Here is a 14,881-nt window from a genome sequence, read left to right on the forward strand (position 1 = left end):
ACAACAAAATGAGTCAGGGAGAAGTGTCGCTTAGTGCGGCGTAATAAGGAGGGATGGGGCAGTGCTGACCCGGAGGAATTCAGCATTGAACCGGTGAGGCACCAGTTATTATCATGAAGGGAAGTGGCACCACATGGAACAACGGGGGATCATTAAACTCGCCCTAAAGGCAGGGCAGACGTTGTTGTTGGGGATCAAGCTGCAGTTTCTTTTTCTCCTCTTCACGTTGGCGGGCGGTATTGTGCTGGGTATTTTTCCGGCATTAGCGGCCAGCGCCAAGATTATTTTGCGCCGGATCGTCGAACCGGCTGACGCCACAGACAGTATGTTTGGTGATCAGCGCAACACTTTCGCGGCACTATATCAGGAATTCCGGCAATTCTATCGGCAATCATTTTGGGAATTTAATGGTATTGGCTATATTGGTGCGGCCGCGGTGGGCGTGCTGCTGGTCGATTTAGCCGTGAACAAGGCTTGGCTGCACTCGCCAATGATTCAATATGGATTAATCGTGTTGTTGATCATGGCGATGCTGTATTGGCTTTACGCGTTTACAATCTATGCCCGGTATTCATTACGGTTTTGGCAATATTTCCGGCAAACGCTCATTATTTCTGTGGCCAAAATTTCTAACACATTGGCCATCATTATCAGCTCGATACTGGCGACCGGGCTGCTGGTCATTTTTCCGATGCTCACGTTTGTAGCGCTTGTTCCGTTATATCTGACGCCGGTAGTTTGGTTTTCCTATCAATCCTGCCAGCATGTTGAAGCGGTGATGCAGCATGCGGCTGAGTAAATCAGTGCGGCGGATCGGGGGCCGGCCCCGCCGCCTATTGACCACATACCTGATGTCGTTTCTGCTAATATTCCTAGTGCCCGTGCTAGTGCTTACCGGCAGCTGGCTGACTCGCGAGTGGCATGAGCAGCGGGTGGCCATTACCACTGGCCAGGAACGGACTCTGACCAGTGTGACCAGTGAGCTGAATGCCATGGTGGATCACATGCTGGTGACTACCAACCAAATGGCGCTGGATGCAGCATTAGCCCCGGCAGACCAAGATTATTTGACGTACAAAGATATTACCAACGCGTTGGCCCGGTATGATTTAAGCAGCACGCTCATTCAAAAAATATTCATCTATTCGCGCCTGACTCCGGATTTGCTCTACGCGACTGATGGCACCTACGACCTTACGCCAACGCTCTTCAAATACGGCATGATGCCGGAAGGGCCGGAGATGAACCGGCAGATTCGATCGTTATTGCATACGGTGACGCCGATGATGCTGTTTACCCCCACTAATGGCGGGCAAACTGGTCAATTAACGTTTGCCACGCCGATTATTCCGGCTCCGGGGGCGGCGCCGAGGGGGATGGCTTTCTATGTGCTTAATGTGGATCAGATTCATCAAAAACTGCAAGACGCAGCCGACATTTCTGATCAAGCCATCGCCTTACTGGTCGGTCAAGGCCGGATTGTCTCCAGCGCGACTCTGGATGGGCAAACCCTGCCGCTCACAAATCGGACCAAGGACTGGCAGCAATTTGCTGGCAAAGCCCAATTTCAAATGAGTCGGACCACTGGGAACGGCAATTTGTTCCAAGTCGTTTCCTTGACGGCACCGGGGTCTTCCTGGCCGGCCATCTTGATGATGCTGCGGCGGTATGCCTGGTTATTTATCGCGCTGCTGGCCGCCGGGGCTTTACTGAGTTGGCATCTGAGCCGGCGGCAATATCGGGAAATTCGGGAACTGGCGGCGGTTGTGCCGCAAACCGACACGGCAATCATTGCCTCTCGATCGGAACTCGACAACTTGCAAAGGGCGATTCAGCTTTACGTCGCCAATCATCAAGAAATCGTCGCCAAAGAGAAAATTAGATTGCCCTTTGTCCGCAATCAAGTTTTGCAAATGATCATTAGCGGCCGAGTGAATGATTCGATGACGATCCATCGCTTATTGGGGCTTGCCCAGCTCGCGTTTGCTCATTCTCACTATGTGGTCAGCATTATGACCGATTTGGCTGCTTTGGATGATCAAATGCTGGCCACACCGGTGGTGGGCAACGACTATACGGTGTATTTTGCTCACCGGACCAGTCACGCTGAAGTGATCGTACTGGTGAATTACGGCACGGCAATCAACCCGGCGGACATACTGGGGGTGGTGCGGGATGAACTTAGTCCCGCGAGTCTGGCTCCGCTTTTTGCCGGTCAGCCGGTGGCAGCATTAGAGCTGCTGCACGAAGCCTATATCGAGGCGGTCACCGCGCAAATGACCAATTTGCCCGGCGCGGACGAAAAAGTCAGCTTTTATCAGAAACGGGCCGCTGCTGACGACGAAGGCTTGTTTGATGTGGATAATGAGTTGAAACTTGCCAATTCACTGGCCCAGGGCAATGCGGCGATGGCCCAGGAGGCCTTTGAGGCACTTTTTAACCATGCCAGTCAAAGCTATCGGCCAGAGGCTGCAGTGGATCTGCCGATGGCAAATTTAATCAGTCAAATCTTGAAGGCAGATTATCGTCAGCATCAGCAGGTGGACGAGGCCTATGTGCAGAAACTGCTATCTGCCGCATCGTTCAATGAGTTGCACGGGCTGTTATTAGAAATTATCCAGAAGATGACCGCGCCCCAGGAAGACGACACATTTTCGTCCATGGACATGGAGACTGCAATCCGGTCGTTCATTGCGGCCAATGCCTGTTCACCCTTGTTATCGCTGGTTGATGTGGCCGAACAATTTCATTTATCTGTGTCGTATGCCAGCCACTTCGTTAAGGAAACGACTGGCGAGAAATTCACAACTTTCGTCACTGATTTGCGGATGGAACGGATTCGCATCGGGTTGGTGTATACGGATGCGCCAATCAAAGAAATTGTTACGGCTAACGGGTATTATGATGTGGCCAATTTCACGCGGAAGTTTAAGCAGATCAATGGGGTGACCCCTAGCCAGTATCGACGGCTGCATCGGGTCAGCGAACTGGCAGAGAGTAACTGACCAGTATGTGATACATGGACCGACGTGGTGCATACTTTATTTTGATACTGTAGAGAATTGTGACAGTCATTGTGAATTATTTCCCGGGGAATAATCTAAGCAGCAGAACCTGGTATGATAGACCCAAAGACTCAATAGAAATGAGATGGTGCGTCATCGCCAAGGATGATACCCAATGGCGCTTAGCCGAAGCGTTAAAAAAAGACATGGAAACCATGCCGGTGGACCGGATCACGATTGGCCTGCTCACCCAGCAGACCAAAGTTACCCGGAACACGTTTTACTACCACTTCACTGACATTTACGATCTATTGGAATGGATCTACGAGCAGGAAGTGGTCACCCAGCTGTCCGGGTACCTCAAAGTAGATCGCTGGCAGACGGCGTATCGGATGATTCTGGATTATATTGCCGCGAATCAGCAGTTCTGTTTGCAGACCTTCCGTTCCGTGGGCCGCGATCTATTGGAGAACTTCCTGTACTCTGCGGCCAGCAGCATGGTCCGCGGGGTGGTAGAGGATGTGGACCCTCAGGCGCCGGCGGTGCTGGAACAGAGTATCGTGAATTTCTACGGCTGGGCGCTGGTGATGCAAGTGGTGCAATGGCTGCGCAATGATTTGCAGGAAGCACCGGCGGACTTGATTCGCCGGGCGGAGATCATGCTGGACGGCAGCGTGGCCAACGCCATCAAGAATAGCCAGGCACAATAGTTAAGAAATAGACAATTTGGGCAACTGCCCAAGGTTGTCTATTTTTTTTGCGCAACTGCCGGCATAGACTATAACTGTTGAAACGAATTGGTCTCTGCGAAAGGAGTCGTTACTCATGAAAAAAGGTACAGTATGCAAATTGCTCGTCGCATCGGCGTTGATCGCGGCTACGGCGTATTTAGCGAAAAAATCAGAATTATTCACGGATGACGCGGCCGCTTATGCCCCGTTTGAACCGAAACAAGATTAATAAGGAGGCAGCATAATGGCTCGCAAACAAAAAGTAATCATGATCGGTGCCGGTTTGGCCAACATGGCGGCAGCGGTTTATTTAATTCAAGAGGCGCATTGGTCTGGGGATAATATCACGTTCTATTCCCTGGACGATCACGGGAGTAACGACGGCTCCAGTGCCACGACCCAGGCGGATGAATATTGGAACAAGAACCATCCGTTGGAAAATACCAAGGGTTACGTGGCCCGGGGCGGCCGGATGCTCAACTACCGGACGTATGTTGATTTGATGGACTTGCTGGACCGCATTCCCAGTGTCACCGAAGAGAGCATGACGGCGGCAGAAGATACCCGCGATTTTGACGCCAAACACCGGACTTTCGATAAGGCTCGCTTGCTGGAGGGCGGCAAAGGCATCATCAACGGCGGCCACCTGGGTTTGGATAACAAGGACCGGATGCTCCTGACGAAGCTGGTGATGATGCCGGATTCTGAGGAAGAAAAGCTGGATAATGTATCGATCGCCGACTACTTCGCCGATGATCCGCATATGTTCCAGACGAATTTCTGGTACATGTGGGAAACTACTTTTGCCTTCCGCGTCCAAAGCTCCGCCCAAGAACTGCGCCGCTACATGCACATGATGATCTATGAATTTACTCAGATTGAGCACTTGGTTGGTGTCAATCGGACCCGGTACAACCAGTACGAAAGCATTATGCTGCCGTTGGTCAAGTATTTGCAGGACCAGGGTTGTCATATTGTGCTGAACCGCCGGGTCACAGACTTTGATTTCCAAGACACGCCGATGCAGGATGAGATCACAGTCACCGGCATCCACATGACGAATACCGAGACCGGAGACGAAGAACACGTTGATGTACCCGACGATACTGCTGTGCTGTTCACCAATGGTTCGATCACCGATTCCACGACGATGGGGGATTACGATACCCCGGCGGGTGAAAACATGGACTACGGTGCCGCCGCGTCCCTGTGGAAGAAAGTTGCCGAACGTTTCTACAACGTAGGCAATCCTGACAAATTCTTTGCGGATCGCAACGCCAGTGAATGGACCAGCTTCACTTTGACCACAAAGAATCATCTGCTGCTGGAAGAAATCGCCCGGATCACCACTCAGCAGCCGGGGAATGCCCTGAATTCCTTCTTGTCCACGACGCCGATCACCAATCTGGGTCAAAAAGACGTGAACATGTCCATCGTGGTCCACCATCAACCCCACTTCACGACGCAGAAGCCGAATGAAACAGTCATTTGGGGCTACTTCCTGTATCCCCGCCGGCACGGCGAGTTCATCGATAAGCCGTATATCGAAATGACCGGTAAAGAAATGGCCCAGGAATTGATCGGCCAATTGGCCAAGGTCGATCCGGGTCCGGGGAACATCAAGGACAAGGAAGACGAGATCCTGGCCAGCATCATCAACAATATTCCAGTACACATGCCCTATGCGTCCGCGTTGTTTAATAACCGGGCCAAGAGCGACCGGCCGCTGGTGATTCCGGCCCATTCCACGAATCTGGCCTTTACCGGCGAGTTCGCGGAGCAGCCGTTCCAGATGGTCTTCACGGAACAAAGCGCTGTCCGTTCCGGCGAAATTGCGGCCTATCACTTTGCGGGCATTCCAATGTCCCACTTAGTGAAGACTCCGCGCTACGACAAGGATATCCCGACCTTGCTGCGGGCATCGAAGAAAATGTTTGAATAATTTTTGGCAGTAGAAAAGCGCTTGGCCGGGGAAATGGCCAAGCGCTTTTCATTACTCATTTTCTTGATGTTCGTCGCGATAGTGCTCCATTTTTTCATGGAAGGTCTGCTCAGAGATGCCGTACGCCGTGAAGGTAATGGCGTTGGCACCAGCGGCGATCGTGGCACTGATCTGTTCATCGGTGCGGCCGCCGGAGGCAATGATCGGGAAGTTGGGATCCGTGTCTTTCAGCGTCTCCCGTACCCAGCGGACCAAGTCGGCGGTGTCTTTGCCGCCGGCGACATTGAAGGCATCAACGCCGGCATGGACCCGGGAAATCAGATCGGTATTGCGGTTGACCACGGTGTAAATGATCGGGACGTCCACGATCCGCTCCACGCTGGCAATGGTCGTCATGGTGGCCGGAGCGTTCATGACGACAGCCTGGGCGCCGTTTTCTTCCGCAAATCGGCCGACGGTCGCAGAGCGCAGGCCCTTCGTCAGGCCGCCGCCGATACCGGCGAGAATGGGCACGTTAGATACCCGGCTGATGGCATCGAGGATGCGGGTGTTCGGTGTCCAGGGATAGACGGCTAACACGGCATCGGCGTCACAGTTGGCAATCACGGCCACATCAGTGGTGTAGACGATACTTTTGATGCGCTGGCCAAACAAGCGAATGCCAGACGCGTTGCGAATGACTTTCGGTGATTCCACAATGTCTTGGCGCAGTTGGGAAGTGAGGTTGGGGACAGTCTTCAAGGGACGATCCATAAATATAAAGCTCCTTTCGCGATACCAGATGATTGCTTGATAATACGCTAATTACTGGGCGCGGCGCAAGTTCTTTAAGCGCAATTCGGGAATAAAAAGAATGACCAGAATGAAGTTCAGGGCGAGACAGCCGGCAGTGAAGAGGAAACACCCGTTATAGTCGAACAAACTGGTGACGAAGCCGCCCATCAGTGACCCAATGACACTGCCCAGTGCCTGAAAAGACTGGTTCCAGCTGAACACTGTCCCAGTATAATCCTGGGGTGTGCCCTTGGACAGCAAGGTCTGGACAGTGGGAAACAGGGCGCCATCGGAAACACCGATCATCAACCGGAAGAAGGCTAAGGCCCAGACACTGCCGACGATACCTTGGGGAATATACATGAGCACGGCAAATATGTAGCCGAAAATTAAAATCTTACCACTGCCGTACCGGTCCCCCAGCCGGCCCAATCGGGGGGCGGCAATTAAGTTGGAAATACCAGGCAGCGCGGCGATCAGGCCCGCCACCAGAGCGATGGGCCCGACGTTATGCATCAGTTCTTTGACGTACAGGCTGATGATCGGATAGACCGACATGTTGCCGACCTGAATGATCATGGTCGAAATCAGCAGGGTCATGATCGCTTTGGGGTTTTTGACCTGACTCAACAGGGATGGCCGCTTCTGTTTGTTCAATAATGCCGGACTGGGCTGATAGTGCTCGTGGACCAGAGTCAGACTTAAGAAGAACACGATGAGCAGCAGGAATCCGGTGATGACGAAGGTCAGCCGGATGGAGAAGACCTGGGCAAGAAAGCCGCCCAAAACAGGTCCAATCAAGTTCCCAGACACCATCCCGGTGGTCAAAATGCCGATGGCCGCCCCGCTGTGTTCCTTCGGCGTTTCGGTTGCAATCAGGGCACTGGCATTGGGAATATACCCGGACACGAGGCCCTGCAGCGCCCGTAGGCCGATCAAGGCCCAAATATTGTGGACAAAGCCGGTGGCGCCAATGATGAACGCCATGCCGAGACTGGAGCGCAGCAGCATCAGCTTGCGCCCGCGCCGGTCGGCCAGCCGGCCCCACAGCGGCGACACGAGGGCCACGACCAGGAAGGTGGCAGCGAACGTTACCCCGGAATACATGGACAGCTCGCTCTTGGTGAAGTCGCCCATTTCTGACACATAGAGGGACAGAAATGGGGAGATCTCGCTGAAGCCCATGCCGGCAATGAACGTCCCCAGCCAAAGGACAGCCAAGTTTCGCTGCCACCCTTGTAAATCGCGTAATCCTCGTAGTCTTTTCACAAAAAAATCCTGCTTTCAATCAGAGTGTATAACTCCCATTATAGGCAGGGTCGTCAAGGCTGGTCTAGAGCCATTTATTTTGTTGGGCCAAATGGACCGCTTCCATCCGGTTGTGGACGGCGAGTTTGCTGAAAATAGCGGAAAGATAATTGCGGACGGTCCCTTCTGACAAAAAGAGAACCGCGGCGATTTCTTTAGTGCTGGCACCGTCGGCCGCGGCGCGAAGAACATCCATTTCCCGCTCAGTCAAGGGATTCTTGCTGGCGGTGATCATGTTCTGCACCAATTCAGGGGAATAAATCGTGGCCCCGGCGTAGATCTTGCGGATGTCTGCGACCAGGTCATCACTGGGCAGATCTTTCAGCAAGTAGCCGTTGACCTGGGCCTTGACCGCCCGTTCGAAGTAGGCTTGCTGGGCGAAAGTCGTGAGGATAATGACCTTCGTTTTGATACCCGCCTGGTGGATCCAATCGGCCACGTCCAGCCCAGTGGCTTTGGGCATTTCGATGTCTAAAATGGCAATGTCCGGTATTTCCCGGGAAATGTCCAGCCAGGCTTGCTGGCCGTCGGCGGCGGTGCCCAGTACATGGAGGTCATCTTCTAGTCCCAGCAGCTGAGCCAGTGCAGAAGCCAGCAGGCTTTGGTCTTCAGCTAAATACAAACTGATCATGCGCTGTGCGCCTCCTTTCTTGGCAATGTGGCCGTGACCAGGGTGCCGATGTGGTTGGCGACGATGGTCAAGCTGCCCTGTTCCTGTTCCACCCGTTCGATCATGCCGCTGACGCCATGGGAGTTGGTGCGGTGATAATCTTTACCAATCCCGTTGTCCTGCACGGCCATCCGGTATTGGTCCGGCGTGGCCGTGAACGTCACCGTCACTTGCCGGGCATGGCTGTGGCGAATCACATTGGTGATCGCCTCCTGCAAGACGGCGGCCAGGGTAACCTGACATTTGGTCGGCCAGGCATCGGCGGCTTGCTCCCCCTCGGTGTACAGGGTAATGCGAGTTTCCCGCAGGTTCTTTTCCTGGGCAAGGAGCACGTCGGCCAGACTCTCTTGACGCAGGTCGTTGACGATGTTGCGTACCAGTTGCAGGTTCTGGCGGCTGGTCGCGGCAATGTCCTGGAGTTCGCCGGCCACTTTGTCCGGCTGCTTGGCCAACAGTTTTTGGGCCAATTGGGCTTTCACCGTGATCATGGAGAAGGACTGGCCGAGGTTGTCGTGCAGGTCTCGGGCAATTCGTTCCCGTTCCCCCCGGCGCACCACCGCTTCCAGGCGGCTATTGGACTGGGCCAGCCGGATCGAGCGGGTGATGGATTTGGAGAAGGAATAGGAAAAGATAGGCGAGATAGCGGGAAAAATGAAGGCCCAGATCGCGCCGCCACTCCAGCTACTCCAGTTAATGGTGGTGTGCTGCCAATACAGTACAGCGATACCAATGATCAAGGAGCCGTAGTAAGCGACGAGAAAAGCGGCGAACCAGCGCTTGGGATAATTACTCAAGATCGACGCGACCTGCCAGCCGGGGAAGATCAGTAAATAGAAGCCCTGGGCAAAGATGGCAAACAAACAGCAGGCCAAGACTTCCAGGGGAATCGTGACGCGCCAGGTGTTCGGTCGTTCCATGACCAGAATATAATTGACCAGGAACACCCCCGCCACAGCCAGCCAAAGGTAATCGCTGGGCTGCTTGGGGGGCAGATAATCAAGAATTGAATAGGGAAAATAGAGCAGCCATACATAGCCGATCACGCGGCCCATGTGGCTATTGTACGGATGCCTGGCTTTCTTTGCTGCCATGCTGGATCACGACCTTTGCCTTTTTCTGCCAGGTAGCCAGGACAAAGAGCAGGATGATCATGCCCCCGGCCCAGCCGGCTATGCCCATCATATCATGAGCGGGCAGGCTTTGACCGGCCAAAAAGCGGGTCAGGAGGTGATTCGTGAGATAAGTCGGGGTCACTTTGCCGATGGCCTGGGCCCAAGTCGGCAGGAGGTTCAGGGGCCACCAGAGGCCACTGATGATAGCCAGGGGGAATGAAGTCAGGTTGCTCAGGACATTCAGCAGTTCGACGGATTGGACGCGGGAGTACAGCACACCGATGATCATCAGCGGGATGCTGCCCAGGACTGCAATCACCAGCACGCCCAGCCCCGTGGTCAGGGACAGGGCCACCTGGTTCACGAAGACCGCCACGAGCATGATTGCTAGCGCCGACAGGGCGTTGAGCAGGCCCATCAGGGTGATTAGCGAGGCGTAGTAATAGGTTGTTCCGCTGGGGGTCAGCTGCAGAGTCTGCACCAGGCCCACCTGCCGATCATGCTGCATCAGCGCCGCCAAACTGAACAAGGCACCGATGACGACACTGTAGACGATCATGCTGCCCATGTAGCTGCGGGCAAAGGCCGTCAGCTCACTGGCGGTACCAAAACTCATCACTTTGGTGAAGAGAATATAGAAACCGATGGGCATGGCGATGGCAAAGAACGTGTATTGCGGGTTGCGCAGGAACAGCCGCTTGGCATCAAACTGCAGTTGGTTGAAAAACTTCTTCATTTTTGTCGTCTTCTTTCACTAAATCGAGGTAGATGGTTTCCAGAGATTGGCGGGTGGCCGTGAAGTGGTGCAGATCGGGGAAGAAAGGCACCAGGGCCTGCACCGTGAGATCGGTGTCTTGACTGGTCAAGGTGAGGTGATCGGCCGTCGCGGCCACCTGGGTGACACCAGGCAGGTGGGCAAAGGTGGCCGGGGGCAGCGGTGTGGTGAAGCTGATCTGGCCGCCGTTGTGGGCCGCTTGAAGCTGGTCCCAGCGGCCGACATAAGCGAAGCGGCCCTGACGCAGGATGGCGATGCGGTCGGCCACGTGCTGGATCTCTTCTAAATAATGGCTGGTGATGATAATCGTGACGTGCCGCGCCCGCATGCGGCTGATCAGGTCCCAGAATTCCTGGCGGGCCTGGGCGTCCATGCCCACAGTGGGTTCATCCAGGAAGAGCAGCTGCGGCTGGTGGACAATGGCACAGGCGAAGGTCACCCGACGCAGCTGACCGCCAGAGAGGGTAGCGACGTTTTGGTTAGCTTGGGCGGTGAGGTTCGTCAGGGCCAGGACCTCGCTGGTGGGCAGCGGGTTGGCGTATTGGTCGCCAATCAAACTGATCAGCTCGGCAACATGCACCCGGGGCAGCTTCAGGTTGCCCTGCAGCATGGAGCCGGTGGCCGCTTTGGCGGTCGGGTTGCCCGGCTGCCCGCCGAACACGGTGATCCCGGCGGCGTAGGGCAGGATGCCCTGGATCAGGTTCAGCAGGGTGGTTTTACCCGCGCCGTTGGGGCCGACCAGTCCGATGATCTCACCGGGTTGAATGGTCAAGTTAATGTCCCGCAGGACAGGTTGTTTATTGTAGGCAAAGGCCACGTGGTTCAGGCTAATAATAGGGTTTGACATGACGGACACCTCCTTAGAATAAATGCAGGGTGTACTTGAGGATAAACAGAACTGGGATGAAAATACCCCAGACAGCTGCGTGCAGCATCCGGAAATTCGAGTTGTGCCACGGATTCGCTGGCTGCTTGTCAGCCGCTTCGTTGTTAATGTACTTTTTCATGATCGATAACCTCCGTTTGTTTTGCTCTTCTTGATGTACTTAGAATATAAGAAAACCGGCGGGGCCAGTAGTACGGACTGTCATGACTTGCACATGACAAATGTCACGGACAAAAAAGCACCAGCCGTTTCACGTGAAACAGCCGGTACTTGGGGGTCTGCAGTTCAATTGATCTTGCGTTTTGGATTCAAAATATTCATCGGGTCGAACAGTGCCTTGATCTGATGTTGTAAATAGTCCACATCTGGCCCCAATTCAGCATTATTCCATTGATTCTTGATCATCCCGACGGCGTGTTCGCCGGAAATCGTCCCGCCTAGCGCAAGCGTCTTGTGGAACATGGCTTGCAGTGCTTCGACGATTTTTGGCGGCACGTCTTTTTCATCCGCTGGCCAAACCAGTGTGGGGTGTACGTTGCCGTCACCAGCGTGGCCGGCGGTATAGATCTTCAGCCCGAGCTGGGCACCTAATTCAGCAATGTAATCCATCATCGGCGCCAGTTGCGACAACGGCAGGGCCATATCTTCCATGATGTGGTTCTGCCCGGCAAAAACGGCCGGCAGCATATCCCGCCGCATTTGCTGCAGATCAGCCTGAGCCTGTGGATCCGTCGTTACACTGATGTGCGTGCCCTGGTGCGTCGTCAGCATCTTCTCCAGCAGTGCTTCGGTTTCAGCGTAAGCGGTCGTTGACATAGGTATCGTGACCCGGTGCAGGCCTCCTTGTAAACTTGGTTTATCAAGTAAACAAGGAGGCCTTTCATGGTTCAAATCAAAGATATCGTGCCGATCCAGGTGACCGACCGGTCGCCGAAGCCGCTGGTCAAACCGCAGGTTGCGGCACGAGTGAAGCTCAAGGACGCCGAGGTCGTGTTTTACACCGGTGTTGACCGGGCAATTCTGCACGTGGTGCTCCAGGAGTTGACAGGCAATGTTCCCCAATATCCAAGAGCTTAACATCTATATCATTTGCGGAAAAACGGACCTGCGCAAAGGAATCGACGGTTTGGCCGCTTCCTTGCGGGAGCTGTACGGCGAAGACGAAGTGCCTTATGATCACTCGCTGTTCTTATTCTGCGGCAGTCAGCGCGATCGGTTCAAGGCTCTGTACTGGGACCGCAGTGGGTTTGTTCTTTACTACAAACGGTACGAGAACGGCCACCTGCAGTGGCCGCGAACGCGCTCTGAGGTGCAGCATCTCAGTCATTACCAGCTGAAGCGATTGATTACTGGTCTAAGTATTCAAGAACGGAGTACCATTCATGATTTCAAGCCAGGATATACCAACTAATTGAGGAGGAGAAGCCATGATTTATTAGCATCTCCTCTTTCCTTCGCCGTATAAAACATGATATAATCCATTTATTATATTTATTGGAGGAACACCGATTGGTAGACACAAAAGATGCAGTGCGATTGGTGGACGCTTCGCCAGAACAATTACGCACCGCACTGCAGAATTCGATAAATGAAAATCAGGACCTCCGGGAACAGATCGCCGTCTTGAAGCGCATGTTGTTCGGTCGGCGCCGGGAATCAAGCGATAACCTGCCGCATGGCCAGACGAACCTGTTCAATGAGCACATCATCACCGGTGAAGAACAAAGCATCATCGACAAGCTCACCGGTGATGACCGCAAGGTCGCCAAGAAGAAGCTCAAGAAAGCGACACGGACCAAGAGCACCGACTTGAACAAGCTGCCGCTGGACGAGCAGGATTGCCTGCTCGAAGGTGAGGAGCGCAAGTGCCCGGTCTGTGGTGAAGAGATGCAGGATATCGGCCGGTCGAAAGTACGCGAAGAAGCAACCTTGATTCCGGCACAGCTCCTGCACACAATCGTCTATCGGCACACCTACGCGTGTCCTAACGGCTGCTTGAATCAGCGCGGCAACCAGTTCCTTAAGAAGTCCGATGTGCCTCGCCCAGCCATACCGCATAGTCCAGCTTCTTCAAGCGTCTTGACCGAATCCATCATGGCTAAGTTTGCCTACAAGATTCCGGACAACCGGCAAGAACGCTTGTGGCACAGTCGCGGGGTCGATTTCACCCGGCAATCAATTGCCAACTGGCACATCAAGGCGTCAGAAGGCTACCTGGAGTCCCTATACAAGCTGATGCACCGAGATCTGCTGACTCAAGACGTTATCCATGCGGACGAAACGCCCTACCGGGTGTTGGATCTAAAGAAGGCGCAGACCTATTACTGGGTCTACACGTCCAGCAAGCACAGCGCCCACCAGATCGTCATGTATGAGCACGGTAATAGCCGCGGTTACGAGGAAGCTGCCCGGTTCCTGGCCGGCTACGAAGGCTACCTGCAAAGTGATGCCTACGCCGTTTACCCTAATTTGCTTGGGGTCACCAATGTCTTCTGCTGGGCTCACGTGCGTCGTAAGTTTGACGAAGCCGTGACCGCCGGAGACAAGGGGCTGGCCCCAACGGGCCGCCAGTATTGCAATGATCTCTTCCAATGGGAAAAGAAATGGCAAGACTTGTCGGCTGATGAACGTCAAACCCAGCGCGAACAACGACTCAAACCTGTCATGGATGCGTTCTTCGCTTGGCTGGTCTCGTTGGACGGCAGCTATCTGCCAAAATCCAAGGTGGGCAAAGCCATCACCTATGCGTTGAAGCATGAGGCTGGCTTGCGGGCAGTCCTGTTGGACGGCCGACTTGAACTATCGAACAACCGGGCCGAACGCGCCGTCAAAGAACTGGTCATCGGTCGTAAAAATTGGCTGTTTTCGCAGAGCAAACGCGGCGCGACGGCTGCGGGGGTCATTCTTAGTCTGCTCACGACAGCACGGGCTAATCACCTCGATCCGAGTAAATATTTCAACTATCTATTCGACACAGTGCCTAATTTGCCGGCTCCCGGCGACATGGTCGCCTTGCAGGACTATTTGCCGTGGGCGCCGAAGGTGCAGGCGTTCTGTCACGAATAACAGCGGGTAAAGCAATGGTGCAATCTTCATGATAGAGGATTGCACCATTTTTGTCTTCACACCTATTTCAACGACCGCTTACGTTTCAGCCGTACTGCTGTCGATGCGGAAAATCAGCATGGATTCGTTGTTGTCGGCGTAATGGGTGTGCCGATACGTATCCAGCGCCGCGACCGTGTTGCCGTCTAGGGCTTCCAACATCGTGGGGCCGATGCCGGAAATCCGAATCGCCGCGACAGCTTCCGCTAGTTGGGTCATCGTCGGGAAGAACGCCATACCCATCACCGGCGTTCCCAGTGGAATGGGCAACAGTTTCACCGTAATTTCCACGACAATCCCCAGCGTACCCTCAGAGCCGATAAAGAGTTGCGTGAGATCATAGCCAAAAGCCTGCTTTAAGGTTCGCCCGCCGACTTTGATTTCCTGCCCGTCGGCCAAAACAACTTTGAGACCAAGAATATTGTCCTTAGTGGCGCCATAGCGCACAGTACTCATCCCGCCGGCGTTGGTCGAAACGTTGCCGCCGATGCTTGAAATTAGTTTTGACCCAGGGTCGGGAGGTTATTAACAGTTGCCAAATAGGGTATCGTTCGAGTCTATTCGATGTCAGAC

Annotated in this window: 15 protein-coding genes and 2 pseudogenes; 8 read left to right on the top strand and 9 right to left on the bottom strand. The window is 54.1% G+C overall.

The window, feature by feature from the left end; translation table 11 throughout:
• The first annotated feature begins 133 nt into the window (after nucleotides 1-133).
• From FMM01_RS14305 to FMM01_RS14325, 5 genes are all read left to right on the top strand, one after another.
• Complete coding sequence (locus tag FMM01_RS14305; protein ID WP_150392969.1) at nucleotides 134-799, top strand: DUF624 domain-containing protein; 666 nt, start codon at nucleotides 134-136, stop codon at nucleotides 797-799.
• Nucleotides 786-3,005 carry a helix-turn-helix transcriptional regulator gene (locus FMM01_RS14310; RefSeq protein ID WP_150392970.1) on the top strand — a complete coding sequence of 740 codons (2,220 nt, stop codon included), beginning with the start codon at nucleotides 786-788 and terminating at the stop codon, nucleotides 3,003-3,005. The genes FMM01_RS14305 and FMM01_RS14310 overlap by 14 nt, the downstream gene beginning before the upstream one ends.
• A 140-nt stretch (nucleotides 3,006-3,145) precedes the next feature.
• Entirely contained in the window at nucleotides 3,146-3,715 is a 570-nt protein-coding gene (locus FMM01_RS14315) for a TetR/AcrR family transcriptional regulator (protein ID WP_223849967.1), read from the top strand.
• 115 nt (nucleotides 3,716-3,830) lie between these two features.
• Nucleotides 3,831-3,965 carry a methanol dehydrogenase gene (locus FMM01_RS14320; protein WP_146994216.1) on the top strand — a complete coding sequence of 45 codons (135 nt, stop codon included), beginning with the start codon at nucleotides 3,831-3,833 and terminating at the stop codon, nucleotides 3,963-3,965.
• Between the two features lie 15 nt (nucleotides 3,966-3,980).
• Nucleotides 3,981-5,678 carry an oleate hydratase gene (locus FMM01_RS14325; protein WP_150392971.1) on the top strand — a complete coding sequence of 566 codons (1,698 nt, stop codon included), beginning with the start codon at nucleotides 3,981-3,983 and terminating at the stop codon, nucleotides 5,676-5,678.
• Nucleotides 5,679-5,729: 51 nt separating this feature from the next.
• Here FMM01_RS14325 and FMM01_RS14330 read toward each other — a convergent pair whose 3' ends face one another.
• The 8 genes and pseudogenes from FMM01_RS14330 to FMM01_RS16595 all read right to left on the bottom strand — a co-directional run.
• Nucleotides 5,730-6,431, bottom strand: a complete 702-nt coding sequence (locus FMM01_RS14330) for a beta/alpha barrel domain-containing protein (protein ID WP_027828321.1) — start codon at nucleotides 6,429-6,431, stop codon at nucleotides 5,730-5,732.
• 51 nt (nucleotides 6,432-6,482) lie between these two features.
• Nucleotides 6,483-7,721, bottom strand: coding sequence for an MFS transporter (locus FMM01_RS14335; RefSeq protein ID WP_027828320.1), 1,239 nt, complete (start codon nucleotides 7,719-7,721; stop codon nucleotides 6,483-6,485).
• 64 nt (nucleotides 7,722-7,785) lie between these two features.
• Entirely contained in the window at nucleotides 7,786-8,391 is a 606-nt protein-coding gene (locus FMM01_RS14340; RefSeq protein WP_150392972.1) for a response regulator transcription factor, read from the bottom strand.
• Complete coding sequence (locus FMM01_RS14345; RefSeq protein WP_223849968.1) at nucleotides 8,388-9,521, bottom strand: sensor histidine kinase; 1,134 nt, start codon at nucleotides 9,519-9,521, stop codon at nucleotides 8,388-8,390. Before FMM01_RS14345 ends, FMM01_RS14340 begins: the two co-directional genes overlap by 4 nt.
• The gene (locus FMM01_RS14350; protein WP_150392973.1) at nucleotides 9,487-10,278 is read right to left on the bottom strand and encodes an ABC transporter permease; all 792 of its coding nucleotides are present in this window, start codon (nucleotides 10,276-10,278) and stop codon (nucleotides 9,487-9,489) included. Before FMM01_RS14350 ends, FMM01_RS14345 begins: the two co-directional genes overlap by 35 nt.
• Nucleotides 10,247-11,164, bottom strand: a complete 918-nt coding sequence (locus FMM01_RS14355; RefSeq protein WP_150392974.1) for an ABC transporter ATP-binding protein — start codon at nucleotides 11,162-11,164, stop codon at nucleotides 10,247-10,249. The genes FMM01_RS14350 and FMM01_RS14355 overlap by 32 nt, the downstream gene beginning before the upstream one ends.
• A gap of 13 nt (nucleotides 11,165-11,177) precedes the next feature.
• Nucleotides 11,178-11,324 (bottom strand): hypothetical protein, encoded by a 147-nt coding sequence (locus tag FMM01_RS16360; protein WP_155827899.1) that lies wholly within the window; start codon nucleotides 11,322-11,324, stop codon nucleotides 11,178-11,180.
• Between the two features lie 164 nt (nucleotides 11,325-11,488).
• Nucleotides 11,489-11,998 (bottom strand): annotated as a pseudogene (locus FMM01_RS16595) (FAD-binding oxidoreductase); the annotation flags it as partial.
• A gap of 87 nt (nucleotides 11,999-12,085) precedes the next feature.
• Here FMM01_RS16595 and FMM01_RS16600 point away from each other — a divergent pair.
• The 3 genes from FMM01_RS16600 (at nucleotide 12,086) to tnpC (ending at nucleotide 14,269) form a co-directional block, all read left to right on the top strand.
• Nucleotides 12,086-12,280 (top strand): hypothetical protein, encoded by a 195-nt coding sequence (locus FMM01_RS16600; protein WP_027827606.1) that lies wholly within the window; start codon nucleotides 12,086-12,088, stop codon nucleotides 12,278-12,280.
• The gene (gene tnpB / locus FMM01_RS14365; RefSeq protein WP_150391429.1) at nucleotides 12,255-12,614 is read left to right on the top strand and encodes an IS66 family insertion sequence element accessory protein TnpB; all 360 of its coding nucleotides are present in this window, start codon (nucleotides 12,255-12,257) and stop codon (nucleotides 12,612-12,614) included. Before FMM01_RS16600 ends, tnpB begins: the two co-directional genes overlap by 26 nt.
• Before the next feature lie 98 nt (nucleotides 12,615-12,712).
• On the top strand, nucleotides 12,713-14,269 hold the full coding sequence (gene tnpC / locus FMM01_RS14370) for an IS66 family transposase (RefSeq protein WP_150391428.1): 1,557 nt from the start codon (nucleotides 12,713-12,715) through the stop codon (nucleotides 14,267-14,269).
• A 96-nt stretch (nucleotides 14,270-14,365) separates the two neighbouring features.
• Here tnpC and FMM01_RS14375 read toward each other — a convergent pair.
• Nucleotides 14,366-14,827: pseudogene (locus FMM01_RS14375) on the bottom strand (FAD-binding oxidoreductase); the annotation flags it as partial.
• Nucleotides 14,828-14,881 lie beyond the last annotated feature (54 nt).

The organism is Schleiferilactobacillus harbinensis, assembly GCF_008694105.1.
Taxonomy (GTDB): Bacteria; Bacillota; Bacilli; order Lactobacillales; family Lactobacillaceae; genus Schleiferilactobacillus; species Schleiferilactobacillus harbinensis.